Origin of the sequence: Anaerocolumna sp. MB42-C2, from assembly GCF_030913705.1 — a bacterium.
Classification (GTDB): Bacteria; Bacillota; Clostridia; order Lachnospirales; family Lachnospiraceae; genus Anaerocolumna.
The window spans coordinates 1,305,118-1,321,982 of record NZ_CP133190.1; the positions used below are offsets into that span (position 1 = coordinate 1,305,118).

At 37.3% G+C, this 16,865-nt stretch carries 12 protein-coding genes; 4 read left to right on the forward strand and 8 right to left on the reverse strand.

What is annotated here, in order from left to right; translation table 11 throughout:
- The first annotated feature begins 53 nt into the window (after window positions 1-53).
- Together RBU59_RS05875 and RBU59_RS05880 are read left to right on the forward strand one after the other, a co-directional pair.
- Window positions 54-1,535: an alpha-L-fucosidase gene (locus RBU59_RS05875; RefSeq protein ID WP_308146948.1), complete on the forward strand. Its 1,482-nt coding sequence runs from the start codon at window positions 54-56 to the stop codon at window positions 1,533-1,535.
- Window positions 1,536-1,574: 39 nt separating this feature from the next.
- Window positions 1,575-2,429 (forward strand): NAD-dependent epimerase/dehydratase family protein, encoded by an 855-nt coding sequence (locus tag RBU59_RS05880; protein WP_308146949.1) that lies wholly within the window; start codon window positions 1,575-1,577, stop codon window positions 2,427-2,429.
- A 226-nt stretch (window positions 2,430-2,655) separates the two neighbouring features.
- On the opposite strand, the gene RBU59_RS05885 is transcribed toward RBU59_RS05880, so the two are convergent.
- From RBU59_RS05885 to RBU59_RS05900, 4 genes are all read right to left on the reverse strand, one after another.
- A complete protein-coding gene (locus RBU59_RS05885; protein WP_308146950.1) occupies window positions 2,656-5,280 on the reverse strand; it encodes a glycosyl hydrolase family 95 catalytic domain-containing protein in 2,625 nt (874 codons plus the stop codon).
- A 97-nt stretch (window positions 5,281-5,377) separates the two neighbouring features.
- Window positions 5,378-6,262 (reverse strand): carbohydrate ABC transporter permease, encoded by an 885-nt coding sequence (locus RBU59_RS05890; protein WP_308146951.1) that lies wholly within the window; start codon window positions 6,260-6,262, stop codon window positions 5,378-5,380.
- Between the two features lie 11 nt (window positions 6,263-6,273).
- On the reverse strand, window positions 6,274-7,260 hold the full coding sequence (locus tag RBU59_RS05895; protein WP_308146952.1) for an ABC transporter permease: 987 nt from the start codon (window positions 7,258-7,260) through the stop codon (window positions 6,274-6,276).
- Between the two features lie 148 nt (window positions 7,261-7,408).
- Entirely contained in the window at window positions 7,409-9,022 is a 1,614-nt protein-coding gene (locus RBU59_RS05900) for an extracellular solute-binding protein (RefSeq protein WP_308146953.1), read from the reverse strand.
- A 195-nt stretch (window positions 9,023-9,217) separates the two neighbouring features.
- Between RBU59_RS05900 and RBU59_RS05905 the strand changes: the two genes are divergently transcribed.
- Together RBU59_RS05905 and RBU59_RS05910 are read left to right on the forward strand one after the other, a co-directional pair.
- Entirely contained in the window at window positions 9,218-10,948 is a 1,731-nt protein-coding gene (locus RBU59_RS05905) for a sensor histidine kinase (protein WP_308146954.1), read from the forward strand.
- A gap of 151 nt (window positions 10,949-11,099) precedes the next feature.
- The gene (locus tag RBU59_RS05910) at window positions 11,100-11,867 is read left to right on the forward strand and encodes a response regulator transcription factor (RefSeq protein ID WP_308148549.1); all 768 of its coding nucleotides are present in this window, start codon (window positions 11,100-11,102) and stop codon (window positions 11,865-11,867) included.
- 157 nt (window positions 11,868-12,024) lie between these two features.
- On the opposite strand, the gene RBU59_RS05915 is transcribed toward RBU59_RS05910, so the two are convergent.
- The 4 genes from RBU59_RS05915 to RBU59_RS05930 all read right to left on the reverse strand — a co-directional run bounded on the left by RBU59_RS05915 (window position 12,025) and on the right by RBU59_RS05930 (window position 16,859).
- Window positions 12,025-13,554, reverse strand: a complete 1,530-nt coding sequence (locus RBU59_RS05915; protein ID WP_308146955.1) for a glycoside hydrolase family 43 protein — start codon at window positions 13,552-13,554, stop codon at window positions 12,025-12,027.
- A gap of 57 nt (window positions 13,555-13,611) precedes the next feature.
- Entirely contained in the window at window positions 13,612-14,463 is an 852-nt protein-coding gene (locus RBU59_RS05920; protein ID WP_308146956.1) for a carbohydrate ABC transporter permease, read from the reverse strand.
- Window positions 14,464-14,481: 18 nt separating this feature from the next.
- The gene (locus RBU59_RS05925; protein WP_308146957.1) at window positions 14,482-15,390 is read right to left on the reverse strand and encodes a carbohydrate ABC transporter permease; all 909 of its coding nucleotides are present in this window, start codon (window positions 15,388-15,390) and stop codon (window positions 14,482-14,484) included.
- 164 nt (window positions 15,391-15,554) lie between these two features.
- Window positions 15,555-16,859 (reverse strand): ABC transporter substrate-binding protein, encoded by a 1,305-nt coding sequence (locus tag RBU59_RS05930; RefSeq protein WP_308146958.1) that lies wholly within the window; start codon window positions 16,857-16,859, stop codon window positions 15,555-15,557.
- Window positions 16,860-16,865: the final 6 nt, after the last annotated feature.

Genomic DNA, 16,865 nt, shown 5'->3' on the forward strand with positions numbered 1-16,865 from the left:
CGGCTCCTTCCATGAAATTTTATGCTGCTGTGGCAGCGGAACGAGAGGTATTTATGAATAATAAAGTAGCTGAATATTTAGAAAAGATTAATAATGTAATTGAAAAAGGACATTATAAGGATGATTGGGAATCCCTTCAAACTTATCCTGTTCCAAAATGGTATAAAAATGCTAAGTTCGGCATTTTTATACACTGGGGAGTATACAGTGTTCCCGCTTTTGGCAATGAATGGTATCCAAGAAATATGTACATCCAGGGAACAAAGGAATATGAACACCACATTAATACCTATGGTGCTCATAAAGATTTCGGATACGCGGATTTCATACCGATGTTTAAAGCAGAACATTTTAATGCCGACGATTGGATGAAACTGATAAAAGCCTCCGGTGCAAAATATGTTATGCCCGTAGCAGAACATCATGATGGTTTTCAAATGTATGACAGTGCTTTATCTGATTGGAATGCGGCCAAAATGGGACCAAAAAGGGACATTCTGGATGAATTGAAGACTTCTGCCGAAAAAGAGGGACTTGTATTCTGTGCTTCCGACCATCGTGCGGAAAACTATTGGTTTTTTGGCGGCGCCCGTGATTTCAATTCCGGACTAGAGGATATAGAGTTTCAGGAACCATATGGTTATGCACATCCCGATTATTCCAAGGCAGAAACTGTGGATACGATTTCTAATGATATATATTCCACTCCCGCGTCAAAAGAACATTTGGATAATTGGCTGGCAAGAACCTGTGAGCTGGTAGATAAGTATCAACCGAAAGTAGTCTGGTTTGACTGGTGGATCCAAAATATCTCATTTAAACCATATTTAAAGAAGTTTGCCGCCTATTATTATAACCGCTCACTTGAGTGGGGTGAAGAAGTTGCAATTAATTATAAATTTGATGCCTATGCTTATCAGACGGCTGTTTTTGATGTTGAGAGAGGCCAGTTAAAAAATATTCGTCCCAGACTATGGCAGACCGATACGGCTGTTGCGAAAAATTCATGGGGTTATACGGAAAATAATGATTTTAAAAATCCTGTTGATATAGTTTGTGATATCATTGATATAGTAAGCAAAAACGGCTGTATGCTCCTAAACATCGGACCGAAATCCGACGGGACTATTACCGATGAGGATAAGGAAGTACTGCTCTCCATAGGCAAATGGTTAAATATAAACGGTGAATCTATCTATGATACTACTTTCTGGCAGACATATGGGGAAGGACCTACTGAAATAAAAGAAGGTGCCTTCACCGATATAGACAGAGCGCCGTTTACCAGTGAAGATATCCGTTTTACCTATATAGCGCCCTATTTGTATGCCAATGTTTTAAAATGGCCCAAAGATGGTGAAGTTACCATTAACTCCCTTGGGGAAAACACCTTTCGCGGCGCTGTAAAAGAAATTCAGATTCTGGGATTTGATGTGGCTGCTGCCTTTACGAGAAATAAGGAGGCTTTAACAATAAAAGTACAGGATCCTATTGACTCAGAATATCCGGTTTGTTTAAAGATCCTAATTGATTAACGGAGCACAATTTCAGATCGGAGATGGAGGAAACTTAAGATGAAAAAAATAGTTGTAACCGGCGGAAGCGGTAAGCTTGGAGTATGGGTTATTAAAGATCTGCTGGAGCATGGATATGAAGTTCTTAATGTGGATTCGAAAGTACCCAAAGAAAATATCTGTGATACCGTTTATGCAGATTTAAGGAATCTTGGAGAAGCTTATGGCGTTTTGCAGGGTGCGGATGCAGTTTTACATTTGGCTGCCATCCCTGTTGCTTTTTTATACCCTAATGAAGTAACGTTTCAAAATAATGTCATGGCCACTTACAATATACTTGAAGCTGCCGCAGGACTGGGGATTCAAAAGGCGGTTTTAGCATCCAGTGAAACTGCGTATGGTATCGGTTTTGCCAAAGAATTACACGCCCCTGTCTATGTGCCGTTGGACGAAGAACATCCCTGTCTTCCTGAAGATCCCTACGGGCTTTCTAAAGTAGTAAGTGAAAATATAGCAGAAGCCATTCACAGAAGGACAGGTATGCAAATACTTTGTCTTAGATTCGGATATATTCATACTCCGGAAATGTTTAAAAATTACCCGGAATTTAACAAAGATCCCTGGCAAAGGGTACGTAATTTATGGAATTATATCGATGTACGAGATGCCGCCAGTGCTTGCAGATTAGGTCTGGAAACCGATAGCCTTGGATGTCTTGCATTAAATATTGTTGCAGATGAAACGTGTATGGATCTTAAAAGTCTGGATCTTATGACAGCTGTATTTCCGGAGGTTAAGGATTATCGCGGTCCTCTGGATGGTTATACTGGTATTATCAGCAATAAAAAAGCCAAACAGCTTCTTAACTGGAAGCCGGTACATTCCTGGAGAGATAATATCAAAGAATTCGTTTGAGGCGGGAAAACCTTGATCTCTCCGGTAGTAGAACATAATAATATTTGCGCTCTCGATTAAGGAATTCAAGTAATCTTGCAGTCGTTTAAACTCTACTGTTACGTTATTGCGAATCGTCTCGTCAAGAACATGCGAGTCTTAGAAGAATAGCAAAAGTTTTTTATTTTCTATGAAAAAATTACCCCCGCAATCAATTAGTTAATAATTTATTACGGGGATAATAACTCTAGTTCGTTCTCTTCAGAAAAATTGTTATTTCATCCTGCATTTTAAATACGATTTCATCACCATTTTTATAGGTTATTCCATCTGATGTTTGAAAAGTACCGTTACCGACCAGACATCCGATTTTAATTGTCTGATTCGAATTTGACAATATAGAACATGCCACTCTTTCTTGTTCTGTATCCCATTCCAGCTTAGTAATCTTTGCATTTGTCCTGGTCATAAGCCCATAGATGGAGCCTTTTTTCCATTGAGCGGGAAGAGCCGGAAGAAGTTCGATTTCACCGGTATTGGAATATACTAACATTTCGTTTATTATACCGACTGTACCAATTGATGTATCCGTGCAGAAGACTCCCATGTTCCTATCTGTATTATGGTCTGTCATTAGAGAGTTAAAATATATATCACTGGACATAATGGTAGTTAACAAATCATATACTGCAGCTCCATTTTTAAGTCTGGTAGCAACCAATGCCTTATGAACCCACCCATGTGAGGCAGTATCATCTTTACCCGCATTTTCACGGTTTCTGTTCTCAATTGCTGTATTGCAGGCTTTTGAGAGTTTTTCATTATTCTGCGCTTCATAAGCAGGCCAGGCACAATATAAGTGGCTTATATGACGGTGCTCATTATTCTCATCATATTCGTTCATTGCCCACTCACAGAGTGCGCCTGTCTTATCATATTTATAATCGGGAAGCTTCTCCATTAGATTTTCCCACTTCTTCACTTCTTTTTCATATCCCTCATATGCCAAAGCTTTTTCCAATTTGATCATCATCTTAAGTCCATCCCTGGCAGCTGAAATATCCATAGTCGCATTTGCTGTTATAGTACTACCGTAGCCATTCGGTTTATTTTCCGGAGAATAAGATGGAAGAATGATATATTTCTCCCCGTCTGCAAGTTCTTTTTTCCCTTTTTTGTAACAGGCCTTTCCGTTAATATCGGTATAATATTCGGCAGTACAGAGCTGCTGCCAAAAATTAGCCTGTTTCACGGCAAGGGGATGTAATATATCTTTTAACAGGTCCAGGTTATCCTGCTTATATATATGACTTATCTTATCATTTACAGGTATTATCCGGTTTCCGAAACATTGCCAGAATTCATAGATAGGTAAGAGCATCCAGCTGGCACCGGCATTCCAGTATTGAAATGGATAGTACTGATCATATTCAACCATAATAGCTCTATCCCCGTCCGTATTGACAGGAACCAGAATTGCATCTTTCATTGAATAAACCATGGCCGCATTCTCTTCCCAATCCTTTAACTGTCTCAAGATGAAATAGATATATCCGACTGCAGCATCATATACATTACCTGTGTTCATACCGGAAACCTGAAGATTCACATTGGCATCCATTGTGTAGGCACCATTCCATCCAGGATTCCATTCACCGGTCCAAAGCCCGCAAAGTCTGGGTGCCGAAAATCCGGAACAGCAGGCTAACGCATACCTCCCCTGATTATAGACCCGTTCAACCAAAGCATCCTGTAAGCTTTTATTGTGCTTTTGTTTTTTTAATAAATCTTCGTTATAAGCGTCTTTGTCCTCTTTTGAACCAAGGCTGAAAGAAACGGAGTTATACAAACCAGCATGCTTTTTCCTGTGAGGCGTAAGTGCTAAATCATAAGAGAAGCAGCCTCTTTCATCTACGTATTTCTCAGCTATCTTTTGCGTATCGGATAGCAATTCACTCACAATATCATATTCTTTCAGGGTTGCGAAAACATCCAAGCTGCCCATATGGTGGGTACGTAACGTCTTTGTAATTAAATATATTTCATCCGCATCCGTGACGTTTACAACAGGATTTTTCGCAATTCCTACGTTAATTATTTCATTCGTATCATCACCAATAATCTTCTTTCTTGTTCCACCGACTGTTATAATTCTTGTAACACCTGCATATCCACCTTCCGACAACTCACTTCCTTCAAAAAACGGGTAGTGTGCAACCATAGCGACATAGGAGCATTCTTCATCCACAAGCTTCTTATACTGCATTTTTTCTTCCGGGCGATTTCCCTTACTATCAAAGACACCACGGTTAAAATTCTTCATACCGGAAAGGTCGTCAATTGAAATAGCAACATTAATTTTTGCTCCGATATCTGATTTGGTAATTTTTGTGACCGTGACATTATCTTCCCTTGAGCTAAAAGTGCTTCTCGCCCAGGTTCCGTTTTTATCGGTATAATTTACTGTTATTTCTGCTGTTTCATAATTTGTTTCCCTGGTGTAATTTAATAATTCCTCTTTTGGCATATTAAGTCTGACCTGGTGACCCGGATGAAAACAATAAAGAAAGGTACGGTTTCTGTTATGAATATTCCAACTGTCATCAAAATTTATAACAGCCTGTCTGGCTTCCTGAAGTTCTTTCGTTACTTCAGGCGGCACCGTACGGGGTTGACTGGAGGGAATAATAAAATACATATTCTGGTAGATTAACGTATCCGAATAAGGAGAGCAGGAGCATACAACGCCGTTTTCACCGTTACCGGATACCATTCCGTCACGCCACCCTGATTCTGTCTTATTATATTGATAGTATGGAATAATCTCCGTAAATGAATTGGAAGTTATTTTGGTACTATATTTATATGACATATTTAAGTCCTTTCGTTTAATTAGTTATATTATATAAAACGATATAGATTTATAAACCATAGCATTGACTTTTATAAAAGGAAAATGTCGTATTTTCCTATTCTTTTACCGAACCAACCATAATGCCTGTAACAAAATATCTCTGAAGAAACGGATAAACACATATGATCGGCAAAGTCGCTATTATCATGGCAGCGGTCTGAATTGAAACTGTTGTAGTACTTGAACTTGCACCAAATTGCTGAGATATAGCACTTACCTGGGTAGAATTAATTACTTCCATCATCAGATAGGATAAAGTCTTCAGGTTTTTCGACCGAACAAAAAATGCTGAATCATACCAATTATTCCAGTGCCCTACTCCAACAAACAATATACAGGTTGCTATAAAAGGAGTTGAGATAGGCAATATAATTTTTCTAAAAACCCTCCATTCGCTGGCACCGTCAATCTTAGCTGATTCCCTTAAAGAAGACGGAATATCAGAAAAAAATGACAGTCCTACCAAGATAAAGAAGGTATTTAACGCCCCGGGTATAATATATACAGCAAAAGTATCAATAAGATGCAATTCTTTCAATAATGTATAATAGGGTATGATACCTCCGGAAAAATACATACTGATAATTATAATAACCATATACAACTTGCGGTTCACCAATTCTTTAAAGGATAACCCATATGCTACCAGTGTGGTAAAAAGAATTCCTATGAAGGTTCCTAATATGGTTCTCAACACAGTTATTCCCAAACCCCTCAACCATTTAACATCTGAGAAAAATTTCTGGTAATTATCAAGTGTCCATTTCCTGGGCCACCAATATATGCCCCCCAATGAGGCATCTACTCCTTCATTGAAAGAAACAACCAATATATAATAAAACGGATAGATTGTTACAAACATTATTATTATACATAATAGATAATTAAAAAAATCAATAACTATGTCTTCCTTACTTTTCATTTTCCATGCTTTTAACATTATGGTTCCTCCTAAAACAGTCCGCTGCCAGATATTCGTTTTGAAACAAAATTAGTTGAAAATATTAAAACTAATGAAATAACAGATTGAATCATACCTACTGCAGTTGCATAGGCATAACGTCCCTGCGCTAAACCTACATTAAAAACATAAGTCTGAATGATATCGGAAGATGCACTATTCATTGTGTTACCAAGCAGGTAGCTTTGTTCAAAATTGGAACCGCTTAAACCTCCGCCGAATAAATTACCAATTGCCAATATTAGTACGGTGACTATAGTAGGTTTTATACATGGCAATGTAATGTACCAGATTCGCTTTAACCTGCTTGCACCATCAATTTGGGCCGATTCATACAATTCCTGATTAACACCTACAATCGCTGCCAGGAAAATAATGGTCCACCATCCTAACTCTTTCCATATATCAAGAGAGATTGTCAAACCCCAAAATAAATTAGGATTCGTCAGAAAACCCACCGGTTCGTTTATTACTCCAATCTTACCTAATACTGTATTGATAATACCCTCGCTTGAAAAGAATTGGAATGCGATTCCTGATATAACTACCCATGAAATAAAATGTGGCAAATAACTGCAGGTCTGAACTGCTTTTTTAAATCCCAAAGTCTTAATTTCATTTAACATGATAGCAAAAAGGATAGGAAACGGAAATGTGAATATCATTTTCAATACACTAATTGCTATAGTATTTCGAACTAACCGACTAAAATTATAATCATTAAAAAATTCTTTAAAATATTTAAAACCAACCCATTCACTGGTGAATATTCCCTTTACACCCATAATGATATCATATTTCTTAAAGCCCATAATAAGGCCAAACATAGGTATAAAACTGAAAATAATCAAGTAGAGTATTCCTGCTAAGACAAATAACTGTAATGGCAGCTGCTTTTTAAATGTATGTGTTTTATTTTTGTTTTTTGGCACAGACAGAAATTTATTCGCCGCTGCCTCCTGTTTTATTCTTTCCATCTTCCTTAAACCTCCTGCATGGATACCGTAACTACTTACCTCTGCTTATGCGTTAATAAGAAAAAAGAAAGCAACGTATAGTAAAAAACAAATGTGCTTACGTTACTTTCTCCTTCCTATCAGTCATTTAATCATATATACGATATGGTTAAAAACCGTACTTGTCCTTAATTTCCTTGATTTTTTCATTCATATAGCTGTTATAGGTATTGACACCTATCTTATCAAGCGCATCCATTAATTCTGTATAACTGCTTTCAAAGGCCTCATCATTATCTGAGAAGATAATTTTACCTTCCATATTTTTTTTCATCTCATCGAGTTTTGCCTTGATTACCCCTTCATCCGATGACGAGGTAGGCATGGCAATACCAACCTCCGGATATGATTTATAACCAGCACCATAAGGCGTATACTGAGCGGCTATGCTCTCATCAATCCCCGAAAAGTCCGCTAGCAAGCTAATCGTTTGCCTTGTACCAAGATAAAACCAAGTGTTGTATTTCTCGTTCATTTTTGCAGGATCTGATCTGGTTGCAAGCCAGTCTTCACTAAACTGAGGTACTCCATCAACTTCAGTATAATCAATACCTTCACGTCCCCACATAGTTAACTTCTGGCCTTCTTCTGAATAAAGGTAAGACAACACTTTAGCTGCTGCTTCAGGATTCTTACAAGTTTTACTTACAAATGTTCCTGCCCAACCCTTTCCAGTGGAATAAGCTGCATGAGTAACACCATTATCATCTGCCAAAGGACTTAATAAAGCCCAATCCGCACTTTCAGTAATTTTTTTCGATTCAGATTGCAATTGGTTTAAATTACCAACAGTTGCATACCAGCAATAAAATACACATCCGTTATTGTATGCATTCTGATGACCATCGGCTTCATTTTCATTTGCATAATCTTCAGCAGTAACAAAACCACTTCTGTACAAACTATTACAATATTGAAGATATGATTTATATAGTGGTGCTGTACAATCATAATAATAGGTAGTTCCGTCATAAGCACTATCCATCATACCATTCCATGTAGTAAACGGCTGGAATTTCCAGGCACCTCCAAGACCGTAAGGTGTCATATTGGGATAGGCTGTTTTTACTTTAGCTAAACATTCTTTAAATTCTTCCATAGTAGTCGGGACTGGTATACCTGCCGCATCTAACAAATCCTTGCGATAAAAGATCGCAGATTGCCCGGGTGCACCAACTTTTAAGTTATTCCATTCCTCTTTTGTATCATACCAATTAAGTAAGCAATAATAATTATCGTCGGATGATAATGATTTTGCTATAGCTTGTTGCTCATCATTCCCTGGAATTTTTACACCATACTTTTCTTCCAGTTCCGGATAAGAATAACTAAGGGACGAATTCGAGAGTCTGTCAAGTTCTGTTGATGATAATACTAAATCAGGTAATTCACCGGATGCAATCATAACCCCTAATTGGGTACTGTCACTTGCTACATTAACATTCAATTTAACACCTGTTTTTTTTGTAATTTCTTCCGGAATAATTCCAGTAAAAGTATTCACCGGCCACCAGGATTCATTGATATGCAGATCCAGTTCAACAACATCCTCGGAAGATGAAGCCGAATCCCCACTTGTACTGCTTCCCCCATTGTCCTGTGCCGTCGATTCCGGTATATCCTTTCCTGCAGTATTACTGTTTTTACTGCAGCCTGTCATACCAATTATCATGGTAATTGCCAGAATCACTACAACTGTTTTCTTAAATAACTTACTTTTCATAATACCTCTCCTTTCCTTGTTGTAATCTAAGTATATAACAGTTTTTTTTTACTATCCACTGCTAGAAATTAATGTTCTATGCGCTTTTTTAAGCATACATCTAAATTTAATTGACTCCTGCCTCTAATTGCAGTATCGTTTATTTAAATCATTTTTTTCTAATTCATATAAAGTATAGCAAAAGGCGGAAAAGTCATGTATGTAAGATGCATCAGTATCCTGATGAAATTAAAATATTTATATATGAATCTACAAATTACACGTAAATTAGTAATCGGCTATTTTATAGTTATATTAGTTCCAACCTTTGTATTGGAGTGGTCATTCTATCAGGCTAATTATTCTGCATTTATCAAAAATTATCTTCTTAACCAGCAGTATTCCCTCAATATTGCAAAGCAGAATTTTGATATTCAGTTGGAACAGATTTCCTCTGCAACAGCACCTTTCGAAAATAATGCAATACTTAAGAATTATCTGCAGGGCAATTATAGTACTGTTGCAGAATCACTTTATAACTACCTCCAATACTTACAGCCTCTGTATACTTCCACTAAAATTAATCCCTACTTGGCTAACCTTACTGTTTATGGTTACGAAAGATATCCTATGGATCTGGCAAATCGATTAACTTCCATCGAAAATATCAATGTTGATGGAGCATATATTGAAAAAATCAAAAGAAGTGCACCCGGTTTATGGAGATTCTCAGTGGATGATAATTATGCTCCGAGACTGGATTATTATAAAATGATATACTCAACCACTTATCCGTATTATCTTGGAATCATTAAAATAAAAACAAAGGTTCCTAAAGTTTTCAACAGTTTTAATTCCTTATCAGAGAACGATCTTTATCTCTATGTTGAAAGCAGTGGACAGCTTTATACATACGAGGGAAATACCCTGACAATTTCAGATAACACTTTGGACAGCCTTTATGAGGAAAATAGAAATTACCAGACCGTTGATATAGAAGCTCTATCCTGTAAAATCATACAGGTCAATCATACTAATTCAATCGTTAGTTATGACGGGAACCGTCTTATTGCTTTACTTATCATATTATTTCTGGTTCTTACTGTGCTATATTATATGATAGCGTCTTCCATCACAAGACGATTAAAAGCATTTAGTCAATATGTAAACGATACTGATGCAAATAATCTGGAGGAATTTCAGGCTCCTTTATATAAAGATGAAATCGGTGTCATGATTACTTCCCATAACAATTTGATTGAACGTATCATCCAGCTAACCAATGAAAATTTTCAAAGTCAAATTCAAAAAAGAGATGCTGAATATTATGCACTCCAGGCTCAGATAAAACCTCATTTTCTATATAATATGCTGGAAAATATCCGTATGAGTGCCGAGACACATAATGACACGGAAACAGCCGATATGCTTTTGACCCTGGGAAAGCATATGCGGTATAGCCTCAATATGAAGACAAATAAGTCTACACTGGAAAACGAGCTGTATTTTGCCAAAAACTATTTACAGATGCAGAAAATCAGATTAAAAGAAAAAATTGAGATAGCGATTTCCGTGTTAACGGAATTAGACAATGTATACTGCCCAAGGCTTATACTGCAGCCAATACTGGAAAATGCTATAAAGCATGGATATTGTATCGGACAGGTATTAAAGATTTTTATCCATGTTAAAGAAGGAACGGGCTCAGGAAACGAACCTAACATTCTGGTGGAAATAATTGATAACGGTAATGGAATAAATAAAGAAACCTTATCTTCTATTAATGCGGATTTAGAACAGATGAAAGTTGATTCAAATCAACATATCGGGATAAACAATGTGAACAGCCGACTAATAACATTCTACGGTTCAAGAGATGGCAGGCTTTATATTAATAGTGAACCTGGATTAGGAACTACTGTAAGCTTCTACTTAAAAAGGTTATGACATAATCCTAATCTGCCATCAGCTATAAGTTGAGATTTGCGGTTTTTTATTATATAATGGCATTGGATTAAGTTAACCAAAATGTACTAACGTAATAATAGATAAATATGAAATATTCATACAGGAAAGGAAATGAAAACTTTTGAAGATAATGATTGTTGACGATGAAGAAAATATAGCCAATGGTATTTTGTCTATCATAGAATCCAATGTAGATTTTCCTACATCTATTCATCTAGCTTACGACGGTCAGCAGGCTTTTGATATTGCAGCTGCTTTTAAACCCGATTTAGTTATCACGGACATCCGTATGCATATGATGAATGGGTTGGATCTGGTAAAAAACCTAAAGGAAAAAGAGTTGTGTAATAATTTTATTATTATCTCCGGTTATGATAAATTTACATATGCACAAACCGCTATACGGTTCGGAGTGATTGGGTATTTATTAAAACCAATTGATAAGCAGGAATTGCTATCGCTTATATATAATGTATATAATTCTCTACCTCAGACCTATTCTCTCATTAAGGATAGAATTCTTCCGGATTTGGAATACTTTTCAGTGAATCTGGATGAGGAAAATTATCCGACTTCTCTAAAAAAAGCAATTTTATATATTGAGAAAAATTACATGAATGATATCTCTCTGCAGACACTGAGTGATGAATTGTTGTTGCATCCCTGCTATATTTCATCACTTTTTGGCAAATTTACAGAAAACAGTTTTAAAAGTCTATTGGAATATATCAGAATTAAAAAAGCGGCTGAGCTGCTGCTGTTTGAGAAAGATATTACCGTATCGGAAATCAGTTATCTTGTTGGTTACAACAATGAAAGAAGACTTTATGATGCTTTTCAAAAACGTTTAAACTGCACTCCGGGAGATTTTAAAAATCTGTACTCCACAGCACAATAATTTCTTTTTTATCCGAATAGGATTATTAGTAAAATGCTCTTTGTTGATTACTGTGTTATTATAATAACAATCCTTAATGGAAACAAGTATAGACATATAAAAAACGCAGAAGAATGTATCACTCCTGCGTGGATTTACTTCTTATTCCTTAAAAAATCTAATCCAATACCAATACGTTAAAATCTTTAAAAATACTCTGCCCGTTTTCAGCAAATAACCCAATGTAAGTTCCTGTAAAAGTCATGGTTTTTGTACTTTCCGTGCAAAGCCCAACCACAAGTCCTGTTCCTATTTCAGTATAATGCTCACCATCCAGACTATAAGAAAATCTATAATATGTTTTATCAGATACTATTCTAAGATATATATTATCACCATTTGGAATTTCAACACTTGAAGTAACTGTAATAATATCATGAATGTGCTTTGCCAGACTTACCTTATAAATATTAGCTTCCACCGTAAGATATATTTCATAATGATACGAGTCATTATAAAATGCCGTTAGACCTGCTCTCATTCCCTGTATGGCTTTTGGAATACTCACATTAACTGTTGATACCGTTTCAAACCCTTTCTGGCGGATACCAAGCCAGGTTGGTGAATCTACCTGATCAAGTGTAATTTCAGTACCTGTTAATATCAGTTCTTTCTTTATACTATTTAAGATATAATTTTCCATATGTGGATTTCTGATGAAATTATAATGGAGACTGAATTTATCCCCTGAAAAATCATCATGGAAATTGTGATTAACGGGTTTCGGCTCACTTCCCGGAAGCGGTCCGTCCATTTCCAGAGAAATGAGGCCCTTCTCTCCTACTACCGGCCACCCGTCTTCTGTCCATGTAACCGGTGTCAAAAATGTTTCCCTTCCAAGGTTATGCAGTAATACTCTGTCAGGTTTTTCCTGGCAGGGGCGGATCCCCAGGCATACCAGCCACCAGTTCCCATTATGGTCCTGCATTATATCGGCATGTCCGGTGCTGTATATTTCCTCCCGCATATCATCTCTATGGGTCAAAATCGGATTAAAAGGACATTCTTCATACGGTCCGTAGGGATTTTCTGCCCTTAACATGGTTTCCATATGACCATATTCCGTACCGCCTTCTGCTAACATAAGATAATATTTGCCAAACCATTTGTACAGATGAGGACCTTCCGCATATCTGCCTCCGCAGCCCCGGCTGATCACTACACTTTCCGTTAAACGTTCTCCGGTAAACGGGTTTACTTCACATAAAAACATGGCTTGCATTCCATTTTTATCCATAGTGGTCGATACGAAATAAACTTTTCCGTCATCATCAAAAAGCAAGGACGGATCTATCCCTCCCTGATCAACCCATGCCGGTTCTGACCATTTCTTTGATATATCTTCAGTATGTACGATAAAATTACCTTTATCGGAAACATTGGTAGTTACCATAAAAAATGTTCCGTTATGATAACGTAATGTCGGGGCAAATATTCCACCTGATGGCCGGCAGCCTTTCAATTTAAGCTGGCTTTCTTCTGTCAGACAATACCCCTTTAACTCCCAGTTCGCCAGATTCTTGCTATGATAAATAGGCACACCTGGAAAATACTCAAAAGTTGAATTAACAATATAATAATCATCTCCTACTCGACATATAGACGGATCCGGATTATAACCGGAAATAATTGGATTTCTGTATTTCATCTGCTATTCTCCTATTATAATATTTCTTATTTGGCAATTGCGAATCTAATCACTCCATCAGCCTTTCAACCCGGACATTTTGATTCCCTGTATAAAGTATTTCTGGCAGGTCGCAAAAATTACAAGTACAGGGAGCAAGGAAATCAGCGCCATTGACATCATTTGTCCGATTTGTACATTCCCCTGAGAACCTTTAAAGAATTGTAATCCGATCGCAATTGTAAATTTTTCATTGGAATTCAAATAAATCAATGGGTTGAAAAAATCATTCCAATTATAGACCAGAGCCATAACCAATACGGCTAACATGACCGGCTTTACAGATGGCAGCAGGATTCTGGCAAATACCTGGAAAGAGTTTGCTCCATCAATCTTAGCAGCTTCATCTAATTCTTTAGGCAAGGTTCTGAAGAACTGAATGAAAAGGAAGATATTAAAAGCACCCCCACCCAGCCAGCTGGGAATAATTAATGGCCAGAAAGTATCCAGCATTCCCATCTTGTAATAAAGCAAATACTGAGGAATTAATGTGACCTGTGAGGGCAGCATCATGGTTCCCAGTAACACCATAAATAATACTTTAGACATTCTGGATTGAAATCTAGCAAATCCATAAGCTACAACGGAGGATGAAAGCACCGTACCGATTGTTGCCAGAAACGTAATGATTGCCGTATTTTTAAAATACATTTGGAAACTGGCACCTTTCCAGCCTTCCACAAAGTTTTCTACAGTTATTTTTTCCGGGATTAAGGACGGAGGCATTTTATAAATATCCGACATTGGTTTAAACGATGTGGATATCATCCATATAAACGGAAACAGACAGACAACCGCTGCAAAAATTAAAATCAAATAAGTAACAATCCTTGCAGCAATTTTGGTTTTTTTCTGTGATCTTGTATGCATTTTTAAATCCTCCTCTCATTAATCATCATAAAATACCCAGTGTTTAGACGTTGATACAACAACTATGGTAATTAACATAATAACTGCAAACATACCCCATGCCATCATAGAGGCATAACCCATTTTTCCATACAGGAATCCATTATTATATAAGTGGATAGCTGCAGTATATGTACTGTTCAGCGGCCCACCGTTGGTTAAAATCAATGGCTGCTGGAAGACCTGGAAGGCTGCGATAACCGTAACAATCAGATTAAAATATATCGTTGGTGTACATAATGGCAAAGTAATAAAACAAGTCTGGCGTATAGAACCTGCGCCGTCAATTTGTGCACTTTCGTAATAAGACTGGGGAATGTCCTGGATTCCGGCTAACATAATAATAATGTTATTTCCTATTGTCCATAATGCTAAGATAACAATGGATACCATCGCTATATTTTTGTCTCCCAGCCAGTTAGGTCCTTTTAACCCTACCAGAGATAAGACATAATTGATAATTCCGTAATCTTTCTGGAAAATCCATCCCCAGAGAATCGTAACTGCTACCCCTGATGTAATATATGGAATATAAAAAGCTGTTCTGAAAAATCCCAGCCCTTTTACTTTCTTACTTAATAACAAAGCAATAAAAAATGCAACTATAATACTGCTTGGCACAAACATTACAACATATTTCAGTGTATTTAAAAACGCTTTTCTAAATAAGTTATCATCTGTAAATGCATATTTCCAATTCTCAAGTCCAACAAATTCACCAACACCGGTTAGATTCATGTTGGTAAACATAAGATAAAATGAATATAGAATTGGATATAATGTAAGCACAAGGAACCCTATCAGCCATGGAGCAGTATAGATGTAAAAATTTCTTGCTTCTCTTCTTTTCATTGTTGAATATTGTTTTACTTTCTTTTGATTATTCAATTTTGCTATACCTCCTATCCTGTTATACAGGCATTTCAGCCGGAACATGGACTTAACCATTTTTCCGGCTGAAACAAAATTCCCAACCCCTTCTTATGCTTTGTAAGCGGTGATACTTACCTGTAAAATTAAACTCTGTTATAACCCTATTTTTAATGAACAATTTATTTGCTGTTTGCTTCATTAAATGCTTTTTCCAGGGCCGGATAATATTCATTCATCGCTTCATCTGCAGTCTTTTTATCAATTGTGACCGACTGCCAAATTTGTGTCCATACGTCTCCTACTGCTGAAAAAGCACCGCCCCAGATATTAAGTTTTGCACTGGCCAACCCATCCAGATAAATGCTATTGCTGATTGGCCCGTTCTTAATGTCTTTATAATAACTTTCTGCTACAGTTTTACAGGATGTTAAACCGACTTTGCAGGTTTCTTTTGCCATATCTTCATTAGTATATGCAGCTTCTTTTAAGAATGTCCAGGCAGCATCTTTATTCTTCGCGGTATTCACCATTGCATAACCGGTTGCATACATCAAATTGTTCTTTCCTCCGTTAGCAACTTTCGGCATAGGTACCGCATCCCATTGAAAATTGTCACCTACTTCATCAGAAATCAGCTTTGTTTCAAATCCACCCAATGTATACATTGCCGCATGTCCGGATACAAATAACTGTTCTTTCGGAAGGCTCTTTGCCGCAGTATCATCCGGCATTGCACCGCTTTGTATTAAATCACCAAATAATGTCAGTCCGTCTTTTACTTCCTGACTGTTAATTTGTAATGTTTTCAGATCATCGGAATATGCGCTTCCGCCTTTGCAGATGATTGACATACCTGCATCAATCCAGTGATTAACAATACCGTATGTAGCGTCCGCTCCTTCCCCGCCTGCAAATTTTTTCGCAGCTTCCGCTAAGTCATCCCAGGTCCAGTCTGCAGTCGGATAGGAAACCCCAAACTTGTCGAACATATCCTTGTTATATGCCAGCACAAATACATTTTCCAATAGAGGCATAGCTTCAAGTTTACCGTCCGGCCGGTAATAAGGTTCAATCATTCCTTCCGTAGTCACAGACTTAAGATCTACCCCTTCTTTTTCCACATATGGATTTAAATCCTCATAATATTTTGTATACAAACCATAATAGTCCGGAGACATCTGGATAACATCCGGTCCGGTGCCGGCTGAAAGAGCCGCTGTCATTTTCTGATCCCATACATGATCTGCCGTAGGAATAACAGAATGTTCCACTTCAATTTCCGGGTGAGCTTTCTTAAATACCTCTACCATGGATTCTCTGGATTTTTTCTCTTCATCTGCCCCCCAAGACCAGATTACCAGCTTTTGTTTTCCCCCATTTGCTGATGAGCCCTCAGTCTTAGCTGAATTTCCACCGCCACACGCCATAAGACTTGCTGCCATGATACCCGCCAAACCTATAGCTGCTAATTTTTTTAATATCATTTTTTC

Bases quoted from the DNA above. Each gene is read 5' to 3' on its own strand.
- RBU59_RS05875 (WP_308146948.1), top strand. From the start codon at position 54: ATGAATAATAAAGTAGCTGAATATTTAGAAAAGATTAATAATGTAATT.
- RBU59_RS05880 (WP_308146949.1), top strand. From the start codon at position 1,575: ATGAAAAAAATAGTTGTAACCGGCGGAAGCGGTAAGCTTGGAGTATGG.
- RBU59_RS05885 (WP_308146950.1), bottom strand. From the start codon at position 5,280: ATGTCATATAAATATAGTACCAAAATAACTTCCAATTCATTTACGGAG.
- RBU59_RS05890 (WP_308146951.1), bottom strand. From the start codon at position 6,262: ATGTTAAAAGCATGGAAAATGAAAAGTAAGGAAGACATAGTTATTGAT.
- RBU59_RS05895 (WP_308146952.1), bottom strand. From the start codon at position 7,260: ATGGAAAGAATAAAACAGGAGGCAGCGGCGAATAAATTTCTGTCTGTG.
- RBU59_RS05900 (WP_308146953.1), bottom strand. From the start codon at position 9,022: ATGAAAAGTAAGTTATTTAAGAAAACAGTTGTAGTGATTCTGGCAATT.
- RBU59_RS05905 (WP_308146954.1), top strand. From the start codon at position 9,218: ATGTATGTAAGATGCATCAGTATCCTGATGAAATTAAAATATTTATAT.
- RBU59_RS05910 (WP_308148549.1), top strand. From the start codon at position 11,100: ATGATTGTTGACGATGAAGAAAATATAGCCAATGGTATTTTGTCTATC.
- RBU59_RS05915 (WP_308146955.1), bottom strand. From the start codon at position 13,554: ATGAAATACAGAAATCCAATTATTTCCGGTTATAATCCGGATCCGTCT.
- RBU59_RS05920 (WP_308146956.1), bottom strand. From the start codon at position 14,463: ATGCATACAAGATCACAGAAAAAAACCAAAATTGCTGCAAGGATTGTT.
- RBU59_RS05930 (WP_308146958.1), bottom strand. From the start codon at position 16,859: ATGATATTAAAAAAATTAGCAGCTATAGGTTTGGCGGGTATCATGGCA.